At 71.7% G+C, this 13,763-nt stretch carries 14 protein-coding genes; 3 read left to right on the forward strand and 11 right to left on the reverse strand.

The annotated features are described in order from the left end of the window. Positions 1-40: 40 nt before the first annotated feature. From ACPEEZ_RS13620 to ACPEEZ_RS13635, 4 genes are all read right to left on the reverse strand, one after another. Positions 41-811 carry a fumarylacetoacetate hydrolase family protein gene (locus ACPEEZ_RS13620; protein WP_423920112.1) on the reverse strand — a complete coding sequence of 257 codons (771 nt, stop codon included), beginning with the start codon at positions 809-811 and terminating at the stop codon, positions 41-43. Further along, complete coding sequence (locus ACPEEZ_RS13625; RefSeq protein WP_423920115.1) at positions 808-1,932, reverse strand: branched-chain amino acid aminotransferase; 1,125 nt, start codon at positions 1,930-1,932, stop codon at positions 808-810. Before ACPEEZ_RS13625 ends, ACPEEZ_RS13620 begins: the two co-directional genes overlap by 4 nt. Positions 1,933-2,017: 85 nt before the next feature. After that, positions 2,018-3,097: a 3-isopropylmalate dehydrogenase gene (locus tag ACPEEZ_RS13630; protein WP_423920118.1), complete on the reverse strand. Its 1,080-nt coding sequence runs from the start codon at positions 3,095-3,097 to the stop codon at positions 2,018-2,020. A gap of 80 nt (positions 3,098-3,177) precedes the next feature. Continuing rightward, on the reverse strand, positions 3,178-4,746 hold the full coding sequence (locus ACPEEZ_RS13635) for an MFS transporter (protein ID WP_423920121.1): 1,569 nt from the start codon (positions 4,744-4,746) through the stop codon (positions 3,178-3,180). A 139-nt stretch (positions 4,747-4,885) separates the two neighbouring features. Between ACPEEZ_RS13635 and ACPEEZ_RS13640 the strand changes: the two genes are divergently transcribed. Further along, positions 4,886-5,437 carry a TetR/AcrR family transcriptional regulator gene (locus tag ACPEEZ_RS13640; protein WP_423920123.1) on the forward strand — a complete coding sequence of 184 codons (552 nt, stop codon included), beginning with the start codon at positions 4,886-4,888 and terminating at the stop codon, positions 5,435-5,437. 75 nt (positions 5,438-5,512) lie between these two features. On the opposite strand, the gene ACPEEZ_RS13645 is transcribed toward ACPEEZ_RS13640, so the two are convergent. From ACPEEZ_RS13645 to ACPEEZ_RS13660, 4 genes are all read right to left on the reverse strand, one after another. After that, positions 5,513-6,604 (reverse strand): lactonase family protein, encoded by a 1,092-nt coding sequence (locus tag ACPEEZ_RS13645; protein WP_423920126.1) that lies wholly within the window; start codon positions 6,602-6,604, stop codon positions 5,513-5,515. A 7-nt stretch (positions 6,605-6,611) separates the two neighbouring features. After that, the gene (locus tag ACPEEZ_RS13650) at positions 6,612-6,959 is read right to left on the reverse strand and encodes a chorismate mutase (RefSeq protein ID WP_423920129.1); all 348 of its coding nucleotides are present in this window, start codon (positions 6,957-6,959) and stop codon (positions 6,612-6,614) included. A 113-nt stretch (positions 6,960-7,072) separates the two neighbouring features. Next, complete coding sequence (locus tag ACPEEZ_RS13655) at positions 7,073-7,492, reverse strand: organic hydroperoxide resistance protein (RefSeq protein WP_423924281.1); 420 nt, start codon at positions 7,490-7,492, stop codon at positions 7,073-7,075. A 21-nt stretch (positions 7,493-7,513) separates the two neighbouring features. Beyond that, positions 7,514-8,152 carry a GNAT family N-acetyltransferase gene (locus ACPEEZ_RS13660; RefSeq protein WP_423920132.1) on the reverse strand — a complete coding sequence of 213 codons (639 nt, stop codon included), beginning with the start codon at positions 8,150-8,152 and terminating at the stop codon, positions 7,514-7,516. 239 nt (positions 8,153-8,391) lie between these two features. Here ACPEEZ_RS13660 and ACPEEZ_RS13665 point away from each other — a divergent pair, with 239 nt between their 5' ends. Both ACPEEZ_RS13665 and ACPEEZ_RS13670 read left to right on the forward strand, forming a co-directional pair. Beyond that, a complete protein-coding gene (locus ACPEEZ_RS13665) occupies positions 8,392-9,804 on the forward strand; it encodes a hypothetical protein (RefSeq protein ID WP_423920135.1) in 1,413 nt (470 codons plus the stop codon). A 95-nt stretch (positions 9,805-9,899) separates the two neighbouring features. Further along, complete coding sequence (locus ACPEEZ_RS13670; protein ID WP_423920138.1) at positions 9,900-10,508, forward strand: maleylpyruvate isomerase family mycothiol-dependent enzyme; 609 nt, start codon at positions 9,900-9,902, stop codon at positions 10,506-10,508. A 118-nt stretch (positions 10,509-10,626) separates the two neighbouring features. On the opposite strand, the gene ACPEEZ_RS13675 is transcribed toward ACPEEZ_RS13670, so the two are convergent. Genes ACPEEZ_RS13675 through ACPEEZ_RS13685 form a run of 3 tightly spaced genes read right to left on the reverse strand, consistent with a single transcriptional unit; the run spans position 10,627 to position 13,760 of the window. Next, positions 10,627-11,256, reverse strand: a complete 630-nt coding sequence (locus tag ACPEEZ_RS13675) for an FMN-binding negative transcriptional regulator (RefSeq protein ID WP_423920140.1) — start codon at positions 11,254-11,256, stop codon at positions 10,627-10,629. 24 nt (positions 11,257-11,280) lie between these two features. After that, positions 11,281-12,762, reverse strand: a complete 1,482-nt coding sequence (locus ACPEEZ_RS13680; RefSeq protein ID WP_423920143.1) for an amidohydrolase — start codon at positions 12,760-12,762, stop codon at positions 11,281-11,283. Beyond that, on the reverse strand, positions 12,759-13,760 hold the full coding sequence (locus tag ACPEEZ_RS13685; protein WP_423920145.1) for an ornithine cyclodeaminase: 1,002 nt from the start codon (positions 13,758-13,760) through the stop codon (positions 12,759-12,761). Before ACPEEZ_RS13685 ends, ACPEEZ_RS13680 begins: the two co-directional genes overlap by 4 nt. Between the last annotated feature and the right edge of the window lie 3 nt (positions 13,761-13,763).

Below are 13,763 nucleotides of genomic sequence, written 5' to 3' on the forward strand. Positions count from 1 at the left end.
GTGGATGCGACGGAGGCGCCGGGCGACGTCACGGGACGGGTCAGACCCGGTTACGGGCCGGGTTGATCAACGAGCCGATGCCCGAGATCGCGACCTCGACGGTCTGCCCCGACGTGAAGGGACCGACGCCGGCGGGCGTCCCGGTGAGGATGACATCCCCCGGCAGCAGCGTGAACACGTCGGTGACGTACTCGATCAGCTCGGGGATCTTGTGGATCATCTGCAGCGTCGACTCGCGCTGCTTGACCTCGCCGTCGACGCGGGTCTCGATCGTGATGTCGGTCCAGTCGAGCTCGTTCTCGATGTACGGGCCCAGCGGCAGGAACGTGTCGTAGCCCTTGGCTCGGGTCCACTGGCCGTCGTTGTTCTGCACGTCGCGGGCGGTCACGTCGTTCGCGACGGTGTAGCCGAAGACGACGTCCTGGTAGTCCTCCGCCTTGACGCGCTTGGCGATCGAGCCGATCACGATCGCGAGCTCGCCCTCGAAGTGGACCTCTCCGATGTCGGGCGGCAGCTGGATCGAGTCGCCGAACCCGATGACCGTCGTATTCGGCTTCAGGAACAGGATCGGCACCTCCGGCGGGGTCTGACCCAGCTCGTCGGCGTGGTCCTGGTAGTTCAGGCCGACACCGACGACCTTCGAACGCGGGATGACCGGCGCGAGGATCTTGGCCTGACGGAGCGACACCCGCTCACCGGTGGTCTCGTAGCCCTGGTACATCGGGTCACCGGCCAGCACGATCAGCTCGCGCTCGTCGACGATGCCGTAGCGGGGGTCTTCACCGGGTGTGGCGAATCGGGCGATCTTCATGCGTCGAGCCTCGTCATCCATCCGTGCACATCGGGGCGGCGACCGTACTGGATGTCGGTCAATTCTTCACGGAGCGACATCGTGAGCGGACCGCCCTCGGCCGCAGGCGAGCCGATGTGTAGGCCCTCGCCCTTCAGCTCGGCGATCGGCACGACGACAGCTGCGGTACCGCAGGCGAACACCTCGACGATGTCGCCGTTCGCGACACCGTCCCGCCACTCGTCGAGTGTCACCCGACGGCGTTCGACGCGGTGGCCGCGAGCCTCGGCCAGCTCGAGGATCGAGTCGCGGGTGATGCCCTCGAGGATCGAGTCGCTGTCGGGGGTCACGAGGGTGCCGTCCTTGTAGACCAGCACGACGTTCATACCGCCGAGCTCCTCGATGTACGAGCTCTCGGACGAGTCGAGGAACAGCACCTGCTGGCAGCCGTTGGCGTAGGCCTCCTGCTGCGGCAGCAGCGACGCGGCGTAGTTGCCGCCTGTCTTGGCGGCACCGGTGCCGCCCTTGCCCGCGCGGGCGTAGGTCGTCGTCAGCCAGATGGACACGGGCGAGACGCCACCCGTGAAGTACGCACCGGCCGGGCTCGCGATGACGTGGTAGGCGACCCGTTGGGCGGCCCGCACGCCGAGGAAGCTCTCGGTCGCGATCATGAACGGACGCAGGTACAGGCTCGTCTCGGGCGCGGACGGCACCCACGCCTGGTCGACGCGGACGAGCTGCCGGATGGACTCGACGAAGTCCTCCGTCGCGAGCTCGGGCAGGGCGAGCCGGCGCGCGGAGCGCTGCAACCGTCGGGCGTTCGCGTCGGGGCGGAACGTCCAGACCGAGCCGTCGGCGTGACGGTAGGCCTTCATGCCCTCGAAGATCTCCTGGGCGTAGTGCAACACCGACGCGGCCGGGTCGAGCTGGAGCGGGCCGTAGGGGTGGACCGACGCCTCGTGCCAGCCCTCGTCGAGCGTCCACTCGATCGAGACCATGTGGTCGGTGAAGTGCTTGCCGAAGCCCGGATCGGACAGGATCTGGTCGCGCTCGGCGTCGGCCCGGGCGGAATCGGACGGGGTCAGCTCGAACGCGAGTCCGAACTCGGTGGTCGCAGCGGTGTCGCTGTCTGCAGTGGTCATGTCGCTCTCTTCGGCGGGTCAGGCGGTGCTGTGCGTTCGGGAGGGGCCTGCCGGTCGTGCGGCGCTGCCCGTGGTGCGGGCCGGGTCAGGCCGTGGGGGCCGGGGTCAGCGCGCGGACACGTTCTGCGATGTCCGCTCCGATCTCGGAGGTGCGGCGTGCGTTCGCGACGCCGGCGGCGCGGTCGGCGATGTCGGCCTCGACCGCGGTCGTGACGCGGGCGGCGGCCTCGGGCAGGCCGAGGTGGTCGAGCAGGAGGGCCACCGAGAGGATCGCCGCGGTGGGGTCGGCCTTCTGCTGGCCGGCGATGTCGGGCGCCGAGCCGTGCACGGGCTCGAACATGCTCGGGAACGCCCCGGTGGGGTTGATGTTGCCCGAGGCGGCGAGGCCGATGCCGCCGCTGATCGCGCCCGCGAGATCGGTGAGGATGTCGCCGAACAGGTTGTCGGTCACGATCACGTCGAAGCGCGACGGGTTCACGACGAGGTGGATGGTCGCAGCGTCGACGTGCTGGTAGTCGACCTCGACGTCGGGGTACTCGGCGGCGACCGCGTCGACCGTGCGCTGCCAGAGGCTGCCCGAGAAGACGAGCACGTTGGTCTTGTGGACGAGCGTCAGCTTCTTGCGACGACCGCGGGCCTTGTCGAACCCGAACCGGACGACGCGCTCGACGCCGAAGGCCGTGTTCACGCTGACCTCGTTGGCGATCTCGTGCGGGGTGCCGACCCGCAGGGCGCCGCCGTTGCCGACGTACGGCCCCTCGGTGCCCTCGCGGACGACGACGAAGTCGACGGCGCCGGGGTCGGCCAGCGGCGACGGGACACCGGGGTAGACCTGGGTCGGCCGCAGGTTGACGAAGTGGTCGAGCGCGAAGCGCAGCTTGAGCAGCAGACCGCGCTCGATGATGCCCCCGGCGAGACGCGGGTCGCGCGGGTCGCCGCCGACGGCACCGAGCAGGATCGCGTCGTGCGAGGCGACGGCCGAGAGATCGGCGTCCGTCAGGATGTCGCCGGTCTCGAGATAGCGGGCCGCGCCGAGCGAGAACGTCGTGACGTCGAACGTCGCATCGGCACCCGCGGCCGCGTCGAGCACCCGCAGCGCCTCGGCCACCACCTCGGGCCCGATCCCGTCACCGGGGATGGCAGCGAGTCTGACGGTGCGCGACATGGAGCTCCTGTCTGGGGTACGAACGGGACCCCGCCTACTGTACTCGCGCCTCCGGCCCCACCCGTGCCGTCACCGGACCGTCACTCGTCGTGCCCGGACCCCGCGGAGGCGCGGCGCAGGCAGACGAGGGAGATCACGATGGCCGCCACCATCAGCACCGTGCCCGCGGCGGCCGTGACGACCAGCCCCTGGTCGAACGCGGCCGCTGCCGCGGCGAAGAGATCGGCCCCGAGCGGGGACGGGAGGGACGCGGCCTCGGACACCGCGCCTCCCAGGGTCTCGCGGGCCGCGTCGGCGCTCTCGGGCGAGACACCGTCGGGCACGACCAGCGAGGCGCGGTACGTGGCGGTCAGCATGCTGCCCAGCACCGCGGTGCCGAGCACCGCACCCACCTCGTAGGCCGTCTCGGACACCGCCGAAGCGGCACCCGCGCGGGCGGGCGGGACGGCGGCGATGATGAGGTCGTTCGAGATCGTCTCGGCGGCTCCGACACCGAGGCCGACGAGGGCGAAGGCGACGACGAAGACGGCGACCGAGGCATGTGTGCCGACGACGCCGATCGAGGCGTAGCCGAGGCCCGCGGCCGCGAGCCCGACGGCCACGATCACGCGGGGCCGGACGTGCCGCACGATCGGCACCACGACGAGACCGGCGACCACCATCACGGCGAGACCCGGCACCAGCGTCAGGGCGGCGTCGAACGGGCTCAGCCCGACGACCAGTTGGAGGTGCTGCGTCGTGAAGAACAGGAACCCGACGAGCGACACGACGGCGAGCAGGTTGATCAGCACCGAGCCCGCGAAGACGGCGTTCGTGAAGAGCCGCACGTCGAGCAGCGGACGCTCCCGCCGCAGCTGACGGCGGACGAAGAGCCAGCCGCTCGTGCCGCCGACGACGACGAGCACGACGGGCAGCACGGAGAAGCCGTCGGTCGCCACGAACTTGATCGCCGCGACGATGGGCGCCATGGTCGCGAGGGAGAGCAGCACCGACAGGGGGTCGGCGGGGCCCGGGTCGGGGTCGCGGCTCTCGCGCAGCAGCAAGGGGGCGGCGATCAGCAGCGGGGCCAGCACCGGCGCGGCGATCAGGAAGACGCTGCCCCAGGCGAAGTGCTCGAGCAGCACGCCTCCGACGATCGGCCCGAGCGCCGAGCCGCCCGCGAACGCGCTCGCCCAGATGGCGATGGCGAGGCGGCGCTGCGCCCGGTCGAGGAAGGTGCTGCGCAGCAGCGACAGCGTGGCCGGCATGATCATGGCGCCGAAGAAGCCGAGCACCGCACGGCAGGCGATGAGGACCTCGGCGCTGGGCGCGAACGCGGCGGCCACCGAGACGAGGGCGAAGCCGGTCGCGCCGATCAACAGCAGCTTGCGACGACCGAAGCGGTCGCCCATCGCGCCCATCGCGACGAGCAGGCCGGCGAGCACGAGCGAGTAGCTGTCGACGATCCAGAGCTGCGACGCCGCGGACGGACGCAGGGCGGTCGAGATCTCGGGCAGGGCGAAGCTCAGCACCGTGTTGTCGACCGACACGAGCAGCACCGGGAGCATCAGCACGACGAGGGCCGCCCACTCGCGGCGCCCGGCGCGGGCCGGGATCGCGGCGACGGTGCGGGAGGGACGCGCGGGGCGCTGGGTGGGCGTGCCGGACATGACTGACTGCTTTCGAGGCGGGTGAGGCGGAGGCGCGGGAGGTGCGGTGCGAGGACGCGTCGGCGGTGCGGTGCGGTGCCTCGACGGACGAAAACCGTCCAGACGGTACAGTAAACCGTCTGGACGGTACAGTATCAGAATGAGTCCGCGCCCGTCAGCCCGCGAGAAGATGCTCGACACGTTCGAGAATCTCGTCGTCGACGACGGCGAGCGCACCGCGACGTTCGACGCCGTCGCCGCCGCCGCGGGCGTCTCGAAGGGCGGGTTGCTGTACCACTTCCCCACCAAAGAGGCGCTGGTCGACGGCCTGCTCGAGCGGCTGGCCGCGCTGCTCGACGACGACGTCGCTCGCATGACGTCGGCGCCCGAGGGTGTCGTCGACTACTTCATCCGGTCGTCGTCCCCGTCGGCCTTCCCCGACGACGACCCGCTCGTGCGCTGCATCTCGGCCGTGAGCAATCTGGCGGCGAGCGGCCGGCACCCCCGCGCCGGCGAGGCCCTCGTCGCGATGCAGTCGCGCTGGTACGACGTCGTGCTCGCCGAGGTCGGCGACCCCGTCGTGGCGCGCGTGATCAGCCTCGTCTCGGACGGCCTCTATTTCACCCCGCAGCCGTTCTCGCTCGGGGCGGGGTCGGGCGCCCAGTCGGAGGCGTCGATCGACGAGATCGTCGCCCTGTTGCGTCGGCTCTGACGCGCCGCCCGTCAGGCCGTCAGGCGCCCAGGCGCCCAGGCGCCCAGGCGCTCAGGCGCTCAGGCGCTCAGACGCTCAGGCGGCGACGATGCAGGCGGGACTGCCCAGCGCGAAGACGTCGAGCGGCTCGCCCGGCACGCCGGTCTCGGGGTCGAGCGGCAGCACGGCCACGGTGTCCGAGCCCTGGTTCGCGCAGTACAGCACGCCCGGCGTGATCGCGAAGTGCCGCGGCCAGGTGCCGCCGCACGACGCCTCGCCGACGACGCGCAGGCGCCCGTCGGCGTCGTCGGGAGTCAGCACCGAGATCGTGTCGCGCCCTCGGGTCGCGACGTACACCCGGCCGTTGTCGACGGCGAGGTGCGACGGGAACACGCCCTGCGTGGACGCCGAGCCCTCGAAGACCTCGACCGAGTGGTCGAGCACGAGGCGACCCTCGTCGTCCCGACGGAGGACGTGCAGGCGCGCGTCCAGCTCGCCCACGACGATCAGCCGGTCGCCGAGCCAGGCGACGTGACGCGGGCCGGAGCCGGACGGCAACGGGTGCGTCGCGACGACGGTCGGGTCGAGCGAGACGGGGTCGACGACGAACTCGACGAGGCGGTCGCTGCCGAGATCGCTCGCGATCAGGGAGCCGGTCGGCGTCGCGCTGACCTGGTGGGCGTGTGGTCGCTCCTGGCGGTCGAGCACGGGGCCGCGCCCGTGCGGCAGGGCGACGGTGCGTGTGATCCGACTCGGATCGATGGCGTCCGAGCGGAGCACGCCCACGGTGCCGCCCACGTAGTTCGACACGACGAGGGCGCCCGAGGCCGGGTCGACCATGATGTGACACGGCGCGGAACCACCGGTCGCCGCGCTGGACGCGGCCGACAGCAGACCGCCGGACAGCGTGTACGACAGGACCCGCCCCTCCGTCGTCTCGGACACCGCGTGCAGGGCCCCCTCGGTCAGGACCAGGAAGGACGGGTCGTCGGCCTCGACGACCTGGGCCGCCTGCCACTTCGCGCCGACACCGGCACGCTCGAGCACCGTCACGCCCGTGCCGTGGCCACCGCTGCTCGCCGTGTACGAGCCGATGTAGAGGCGTTCGGGAGGCGCGGACGAGGTGCCGGCGGGGGTGCCGACGAGCGGGACGGCGGTCTGCGAGAGATCGGGGTCTGGCGTGCTCACGTCGGCGTCAGGCCTTGTCCACGCCGCTGGCGATGCGTTCGTGGTGGTGGATGACCTCGCCGACGATGAAGTTCAGGAACTTCTCCGCGAACGCCGGGTCGAGGTGCGACTCGACGGCGAGTTGCCGCAGTCGTTGGATCTGGATGCGCTCGCGCTCGGGGTCGCTGGCGGGCATGCCAGCCGCCGCCTTGAGGTGACCGACCGACTGCGTGAACTTGAAGCGCTCGGCGAGCATGTGCACGAGCGCGGCATCGATGTTGTCGATGCTCTGCCGGATGGCGGCGAGCTCCTCGATCGCCGCACGGTCGGTCGGGCTGAGGGGGCTGCTCTCTCCGAGAGGACTGTCCAGTGCCATTCGGCGAGCCTACTAGCGGCGTGCGGCTGCCGCGGAGGGCGCGGGACCAGAAGACAGAAGGAGGCGCGCCCTGCGATCGCAGGACGCGCCTCCTTGGAGTTCGTGGCGGGTGGTCAGTCGACCAACGTGAGGGTGACCTCGACGTTGCCGCGCGTGGCGTTCGAATACGGGCAGACGTGGTGGGCGGCGTCGGCCAGCTCTTGGCGACGGCCGGCCTCGACGTTCGGCGTGTAGATGTCGAGCTCGACGGCGAGACCGTAGCCGCCCTCGCCGTTCGAGCCGATGCCGACGCTCGCCGAGACGCTGCTGTCTTTCGTGTCGAGACCGAGCGAGCGGCCGACGCCGTGCATCGCGCTCAGGAAGCATGCGGCGTAACCCGCGGCGAACAGCTGCTCGGGGTTGGTGCCCTCACCGGAGCCGCCGAGTTCCTTCGGCGGACGGGTGTCGAAGTCGAGGCGGTCGTCTTCGCTGCGGACGTGACCGTCGCGCCCGCCGCCGGTGGCGTGGGCGATGGCGGTGTAGGTGATCTCCAAAGTCATGTGCTCAGTCGATACCTAGAGTCTGGACGAATCCTGATGGGCAGCCAGACGCGCGTCGAGCCCTGCCCGCACGGCCGGCCACTCGTCGGCGAGGATCGAGTACACGGCGGTGTCGCGCCAGGTGCCGTCGGCCCGGCGCTGCATCCGACGCAGCACCCCCTCGAAGGTGGCGCCGAGCTTGAGGATGGCGGCCCGCGACCGCTCGTTGAGGTTGTCGGCCTGCAGCTTGACTCGACCGAAGCCGTTGTCGAACGCGGAGCCGAGCAGCAGGAGCTTCGTCTCGACGTTGACTCCTGCGCCCCAGACCTCGGGGGCGTAGGCGGTCCAGCCGATGTGCGCCGACTCGTTCTCGAGATCGAGGTCGCCCAGGGTGGTCGTCCCGACCAGACGCCCGGCGAAGGGCGCCGATGAGTCGGCCCCGGTGAGACGCACGCCGTACACGAGAGCCGTGTCCCACGCGAGGTAGTCGTTCATGAACGCGGCCCAGTCGACGTAATCGGGCCGATAACCCGCCGGGCCGCCACCCCAGCCGCCGGCGAAGACCTCGGGTCGACCGATGGCCTCGAAGAGCTCGGGGAGCTGCTCGCGGGTCAGCGGCTGCAGCGTGACGAGGCGGCCGACCAAGGGCTCGAAGGGGGGTCTGAGGGCGCTCACGCGACCATCTTCCCAGCCCGTCCCACCTGTCCCCCCTGTGGAGGACACGAGACGTCACCCGGTGGCCCACCCGAAAACCATCCACCCGGGCGCGTTGCCCCCTAGCCAGGGGCCACCCGGCCGGGTTACGGTACGGATCGTACGGCGACCCGCGCTTACCCCTCGCACGCCCGACTCGCACCCGAATGCGGATCAGGTTCAGGTCGTCGCGCTTACCCGAACCCGAAAGACCCGAACCCGTGACCATGAACCCTTCATGGCGCCGCACGTTCGTCGTGCCCGCCGTTATGACCCTTGCCCTCGGTGGAGCCATCGTGGCCGCCACCCCTGCCCTCGCCGACGAGGGCACGACTGCGCCGGACGGCACGGCCGCCTCGGCCGCACCGGCGGCGCCCGCGTCGGAGAGCGCGCCGGCTCCGGCCGCCGCTGCTCCGGCTGCAGCCGCCCCGGCTGCAGCCGCCCCGGCTGCGGCCGCGCCTGCTGCGGCGGCTCCTGCGGCAGCTCCGGCTGCTGCGGCGGCCCCGGCTCCCGCGCCTGCCCCATCGAACGCGGCTCCGGCGAGCGCCCCCGCCGAGACCGCCACGGCGACGGAGGCTCCGGCCGAGTCGACGACGCAGGCGCCTGCCTCGTCGGCGTCCGTCGATGACTCGGCCCGCGCCTCCTCGGAGTCGGCCGATGCTCCGGCACCGGTCGCCGAGAAGGCGGCCGTCGCGCCGCTGATCGTCGGCAATCCGGTGCAGGGCACGACCGTCTCGGGCCGCACGCTCGACTTCTCGGGCACCGCCGAGCCAGGTGCGACGATCGGACTCGTCGACCTCGGTCCGACGTCGACCGGTCAGTGGATGGCGACGGCGACGGCGAACTCCGACGGCGCCTGGTCCGTGCGCGTGATCTTCTGGAGCGAGGCCGCCGAGACGCAGAGCATCCGCATCGAGGCGTACTCGGGCGACGACTACCAGTCGGTCGTCCGCGACTTCTCGCTGCCGCCGGCACCGGCCGTCATGCCGACGCCGACCGTCACGACGGCCGTGCGCTCGGCCGACGGCGTCGTCACCGTGTCGGGCACCGGCATGGCCGGCTCGCGCCTCTTCGTCGGCATCGTGCCGACCGCGGACCTGAACGGTCAGGAGCCGACCGACTCGAGCCTGTTCGGCACCCCGTCGACGGTCGTCATCGGCATGGACCACAACACGCATGTCGGCGCCGATGGCACGTGGAGCGTCAGTGCGCGCCTCGCCGACGGTGAGTACACGGCCGTCGCGGACACGAAGCTGATCGACTCGCTGGGGACCGTGGTGCGCTACGGCTCGTCGCGGGCGCTGCGCTTCGCGGTCGTCACGCCGTCGACGCCGACCACCCCGACGACGCCCGTGACGCCGGTGACGCCGAGCACGCCCGTCGTGCCGGCCACCGTCGTCGACCCGGCCGACCCGGCCGACCCGGCGTCCGTGCCGACGCTCGCCGCGACGACGTCGGTGCCGATCTCGGCGACCGCGACCCGTCCTGCGGTGACGACCACCGCCTCCTCGGGGCTGGCCTACACGGGGTCGGAGGACTTCCTGCCTCTCATCGCCCTCGGCGGTGCCCTGACGGTCGCCGGCGTCACCCTGCGGATCGTCGGCCGACGCAGCCGCCACCGCGCGGCCCAGTAGGGCTTGCCGGCGGGACACGCGCCGAAAACGACGAACCGACGTGGTTAATCACGTCGGTTCGTCGTTTTCGCGTCGGCGGATGCCACGATGAGCGCATGAGCAGCGCCGCCTTGTTCAGCCAGTCGGCTGACTCCTTCGCCGACCTCGTGTCGCGCATCCGCCCCGACCAGTGGGAGCAGCCGGGTCTCGGTGTCTGGACGGTGCGGAGTCTCGTCGGGCACACGGCCCGAGCGATCCTGACGGTCGAGAACTACCTCGCGCACGACGAGCCCGGCGACATCACCATCCCGTCGGCCGTGCACTACTACACGGCGATCGCGGAGACGCTCGGCAGCGACGACCAGGTCGCCGCGCGCGGGGTCGAGGCCGGGGTCTGGCTGGGTGACGAGGCCGTGCCGCGCATCCGGGCCGCACTCGCCCACGCCCGGGAGCTGCTCGCCGCCCAGCCGCGCAACCGCGTCGTGTCGATCGGCGGCATGGGCATCGCCCTTGACGAGTACTTGCGCACCCGCGTCTTCGAGCTCGTCGTGCACACCATCGACCTGTCGCGCGCCACGGGGCTGCCGCACACGCTGCCGTCCGCCGCCCTCGCCGAGGCCGTGACGCTCGCCGCGTGCACGGCCGCGGGGCGCGGACACGGCGAGGAGGTGCTGCTCGCGTTGACGGGGCGGGCCGCGCTCCCCGAGGGGTTCAGCGTCGTGTGAGCTGCCGGTGCGTCGGCGTCGGTGCCTTCGGAACCTCGTTCTGGCCAACGAACCGCGTTACAACGAGGTTCATTGGCCAGAACGAGGTTCGGCGGGCGGCGGGCGGCGGGGCGGCGAGCTACCGATCGAGACGGTGCACGCCCGCCATGCGGGCCGCGAGTCGCGGGTTCTGGTACGGCCCAGGCCGACGCAGTGCCGCGACGATGCGGTCGACCACCTCGGCGGGCTTGTCCTGACTCATCTTGTCCTTGGCCTGTATCCGGGTGACCCGCATCCGGAACCCCACGGTGCCGTGCACGATGCGGTCGGCGTAGGCGGAGTTCTCGAAGGTGCCGCGCATCCGGACCGGGTCGGGCAGGCGCTCCTCGAAGTGGTCGACGAGGCGGCCGAGCACGTCGAGGTTGTCTCCGTCGGAGAGGATCTCCGGGACGCCGTACGCGTGCACGACCGCGAAGTTCCAGGTCGGCACGGCAGGCGAGATCCCGTACCAGGACGGCGAGACATAACCCGAGGGGCCGGCGAAGACGACGGCGACCTCCGTGCTGCCGAGCCGGTGCGCACGCTCATCGGGTCGACCGACGTGACTGAGCAGGACGAGCCCGCCGTCGTCCTCCTCGACCAGGAACGGATAGTGCGAGACCACGACGCCGGTGGGGGTGGCACTGACGAGCGTCGCCCACGGATTCTGCTCGATCAGCTCGCGGATGCGTGCCCCGTCGTCGAAGGCGTACTCCGCGGCCTCACGCACGCCGCGCCTCCTCGTCCCCTCGCCTCACAGGGCGTTCCAGGTGAAGCGTCCCCCGAGCAGCGTCGCCGCGACGGGCATCTCGCGCAGTTCGTCGGCGGTGAGTCGGTACGGGTCGGCGTCGAGCACCGCGAGGTCGGCGATGTCGCCCACGACCGGCCGGATCCGGCCCCGCATGCTGGCGGCGAGCGCCACGTCGAGCGGCACGCGCTGCTCGGGGTGCCACGGCACTCGACCGTCTCGGCTGCGGCTCGTCGCGGCCGAGATCGCGACCCACGGATCGAGGACGGCCACGGGGGCGTCCGAGCCGAACCGCAGGGTCACGCCCGCCTCGTGCAATGACCCGAACGCGAACGCCCGGTCGGTGCGGCCGTGCCAGTGGCGGTCGGCGACGTCGCGGTCGTCCATGGCGTGCTCGGGCTGGACGCTGGCGACGAGACCCAACTCGGCGAAGCGGGCGAAGTCGTCGGCGCGGACGAGCTGCGCGTGCTCGATGACGCCGCCGAGCCCGAGGTCGGCGAACACGTCGACGACCTCGCTGTTCGCCCGGTCGCCGATCGCGTGCACCGAGGCGTCGATCCCCGCCGAGGAGGCGCGGGTCAGCAGGGTGCGGAGCTCGGCCGGCGTCACCGTGGCGACGCCGTGACCGTGCCCGGCGCCGTCGTGCTGCGCGCCGGGGTAAGGCTCCCAGCAGAGAGCGGTGCGGGTGTTGAGCGACCCGTCGACGACGACCTTGAGGCGGCCCATCGTCACGAGGCCCGTCGGATCGAGGCGGTCGCCGGTGCGCAGCCCGCGCGCGATGGCGTCGTCGAGCCGTACCGGCCAGACCGACGCCTCGACGCGCACCGCGTCGACGCCCGCGGCCACGCGATCCGGCCAGTGCGCGAGGTTGTCGGCGTTCTCGAACTCGACCACCCCGACGATGCCCCGGCGGGCGGCCGCCTCGGCCGCCTCGCGGAACATCGCGGTCGTCGGAGGCAGGGCCGCGGCGACGCGCTGGCTCGCGTCGAACCACCGCGACTCGCTGACGACACCCGTCTCGTCGAGGTCGACGCCGACCCGAGAGGCGGCCGCCCCGTTCAACCAGGCGCTGTGCAGGTCGCCGTTGATCAGGACGACGGGCGTGTCCCCGGCCACCTCGTCGAGGGCGCGGAGGGTCGTCGGGGACGACCACGTGCCGTCGCGGTAGCCGTAGCCCGTCAGGAACTCGGTCTCGGCGCGACCGGCTCGGGCGAGCTCGTCGCGCACCCGGCGCAGCACGTCGTCCGCGCTCGTCGTGCCCGCGAGGTCGAGGCGCGACCGGGTGGTCGTCCACTGCGTGAAGTGGAGATGCTCATCCCAGAGACCCGGCGTCACGATGCGTGCGTCGAGATCGAGAGCCTCGACCCGACCGTGATCGACCTCCCCCGCCGGGGACAGCGCGGCGACACGCCCCTCGACGACGGAGATATCGACGAGGTCGTCGCCACCGAGCAGACGGGCGTTCCGCAACACGATCGACGGGCTCATGCGACGGGCACCGGCGCGCCGACCATGCCGAACAGGTCTTTCGGGTCGTCCGGTTCGGCGACGAGGTCGATCGGCGCGCTGAACCGGGTGCTCGCGGTGGCGTCGCGTGCGTAGCGCAGGGCCGTGAAGTCCTCGACGGCGAAGCCGACCGAGTCGAACACCGTGATCTCGTCGGTCGACAGTCGACCGGGCGCGGTACCGGTGATGACGGTCCAGAGCTCGGTCACGGGTGAGCCGGCCGGCAGTACCTGGATCTCGCCTTCGATGCGCGTCTGCGCTTCGTACTCGATGAAGACGCGGCTGTCACGAACGAGGGCGAGTTCCAGCTCGGTCTTGCCGGGACAGTCACCGCCGATCGCGTTCACGTGGGTGCCGGGCCGCACGTCGGCCGCCCTGAGTACGACGGCGTTGGCCTTGTCGGCCGTGCACGTGGTGATGACGTCCGCGTCGCGGGCGGCGTCTGCCGCCGACGACTCGACGGTGACGTCGAACCCGAGCGGGCGCAGGTTGCGGGCCGTCCTCTCGGCGGCGGCGCGGTCGGTGTCGAAGAGACGGAGCTCGCGGATGCCGAGTTGCGACCGGAACGCCAGCGCCTGGAACTCGGCCTGCGAACCCGCGCCGATCATCGCCATGCGACTGCTGTCGGGTCGCGCGAGCCACCGTGCGGCCAACCCCGACGTCGCGGCGGTGCGCAGGGCGGTCAGAAGCGTCATCTCCGCGAGGAAGAGCGGGTAGCCCGTCTCGACGTCGGAGAGCACCCCGAAGGCGGTGACCGTCTGGAACCCGCGGCTCGGATTCGACGGGTGCCCGTTCACGTACTTGAACGCGTAGAGCTCGCCGTCGCTGGTCGGCATGAGCTCGATGACGCCGAGCGCCGAGTGGCTTGCGACCCGGGGTTCGCGTTCGAATGACTCCCAGCGGCCGAAGTCGACCTCGAGGGCGTCGACGAGACCGGCGATGATCGTCTCGGGCCCGGTCTCGCCGATCCACGCCGCCATGTC

The organism is Frigoribacterium sp. 2-23 (assembly GCF_049601585.1).
Taxonomy (GTDB): Bacteria; Actinomycetota; Actinomycetes; order Actinomycetales; family Microbacteriaceae; genus Frigoribacterium.

What these genes read in the sequence shown, in the direction of transcription:
- ACPEEZ_RS13620 (WP_423920112.1), bottom strand. Translation starts at nt 811, where the DNA reads ATGAAGATCGCCCGATTCGCCACACCCGGTGAAGACCCCCGCTACGGC.
- ACPEEZ_RS13650 (WP_423920129.1), bottom strand. Translation starts at nt 6,959, where the DNA reads ATGGCACTGGACAGTCCTCTCGGAGAGAGCAGCCCCCTCAGCCCGACC.
- ACPEEZ_RS13635 (WP_423920121.1), bottom strand. Translation starts at nt 4,746, where the DNA reads ATGTCCGGCACGCCCACCCAGCGCCCCGCGCGTCCCTCCCGCACCGTC.
- ACPEEZ_RS13685 (WP_423920145.1), bottom strand. Translation starts at nt 13,760, where the DNA reads ATGGCGGCGTGGATCGGCGAGACCGGGCCCGAGACGATCATCGCCGGT.
- ACPEEZ_RS13640 (WP_423920123.1), top strand. Translation starts at nt 4,886, where the DNA reads ATGAGTCCGCGCCCGTCAGCCCGCGAGAAGATGCTCGACACGTTCGAG.
- ACPEEZ_RS13630 (WP_423920118.1), bottom strand. Translation starts at nt 3,097, where the DNA reads ATGTCGCGCACCGTCAGACTCGCTGCCATCCCCGGTGACGGGATCGGG.
- ACPEEZ_RS13670 (WP_423920138.1), top strand. Translation starts at nt 9,900, where the DNA reads ATGAGCAGCGCCGCCTTGTTCAGCCAGTCGGCTGACTCCTTCGCCGAC.
- ACPEEZ_RS13680 (WP_423920143.1), bottom strand. Translation starts at nt 12,762, where the DNA reads ATGAGCCCGTCGATCGTGTTGCGGAACGCCCGTCTGCTCGGTGGCGAC.
- ACPEEZ_RS13625 (WP_423920115.1), bottom strand. Translation starts at nt 1,932, where the DNA reads ATGACCACTGCAGACAGCGACACCGCTGCGACCACCGAGTTCGGACTC.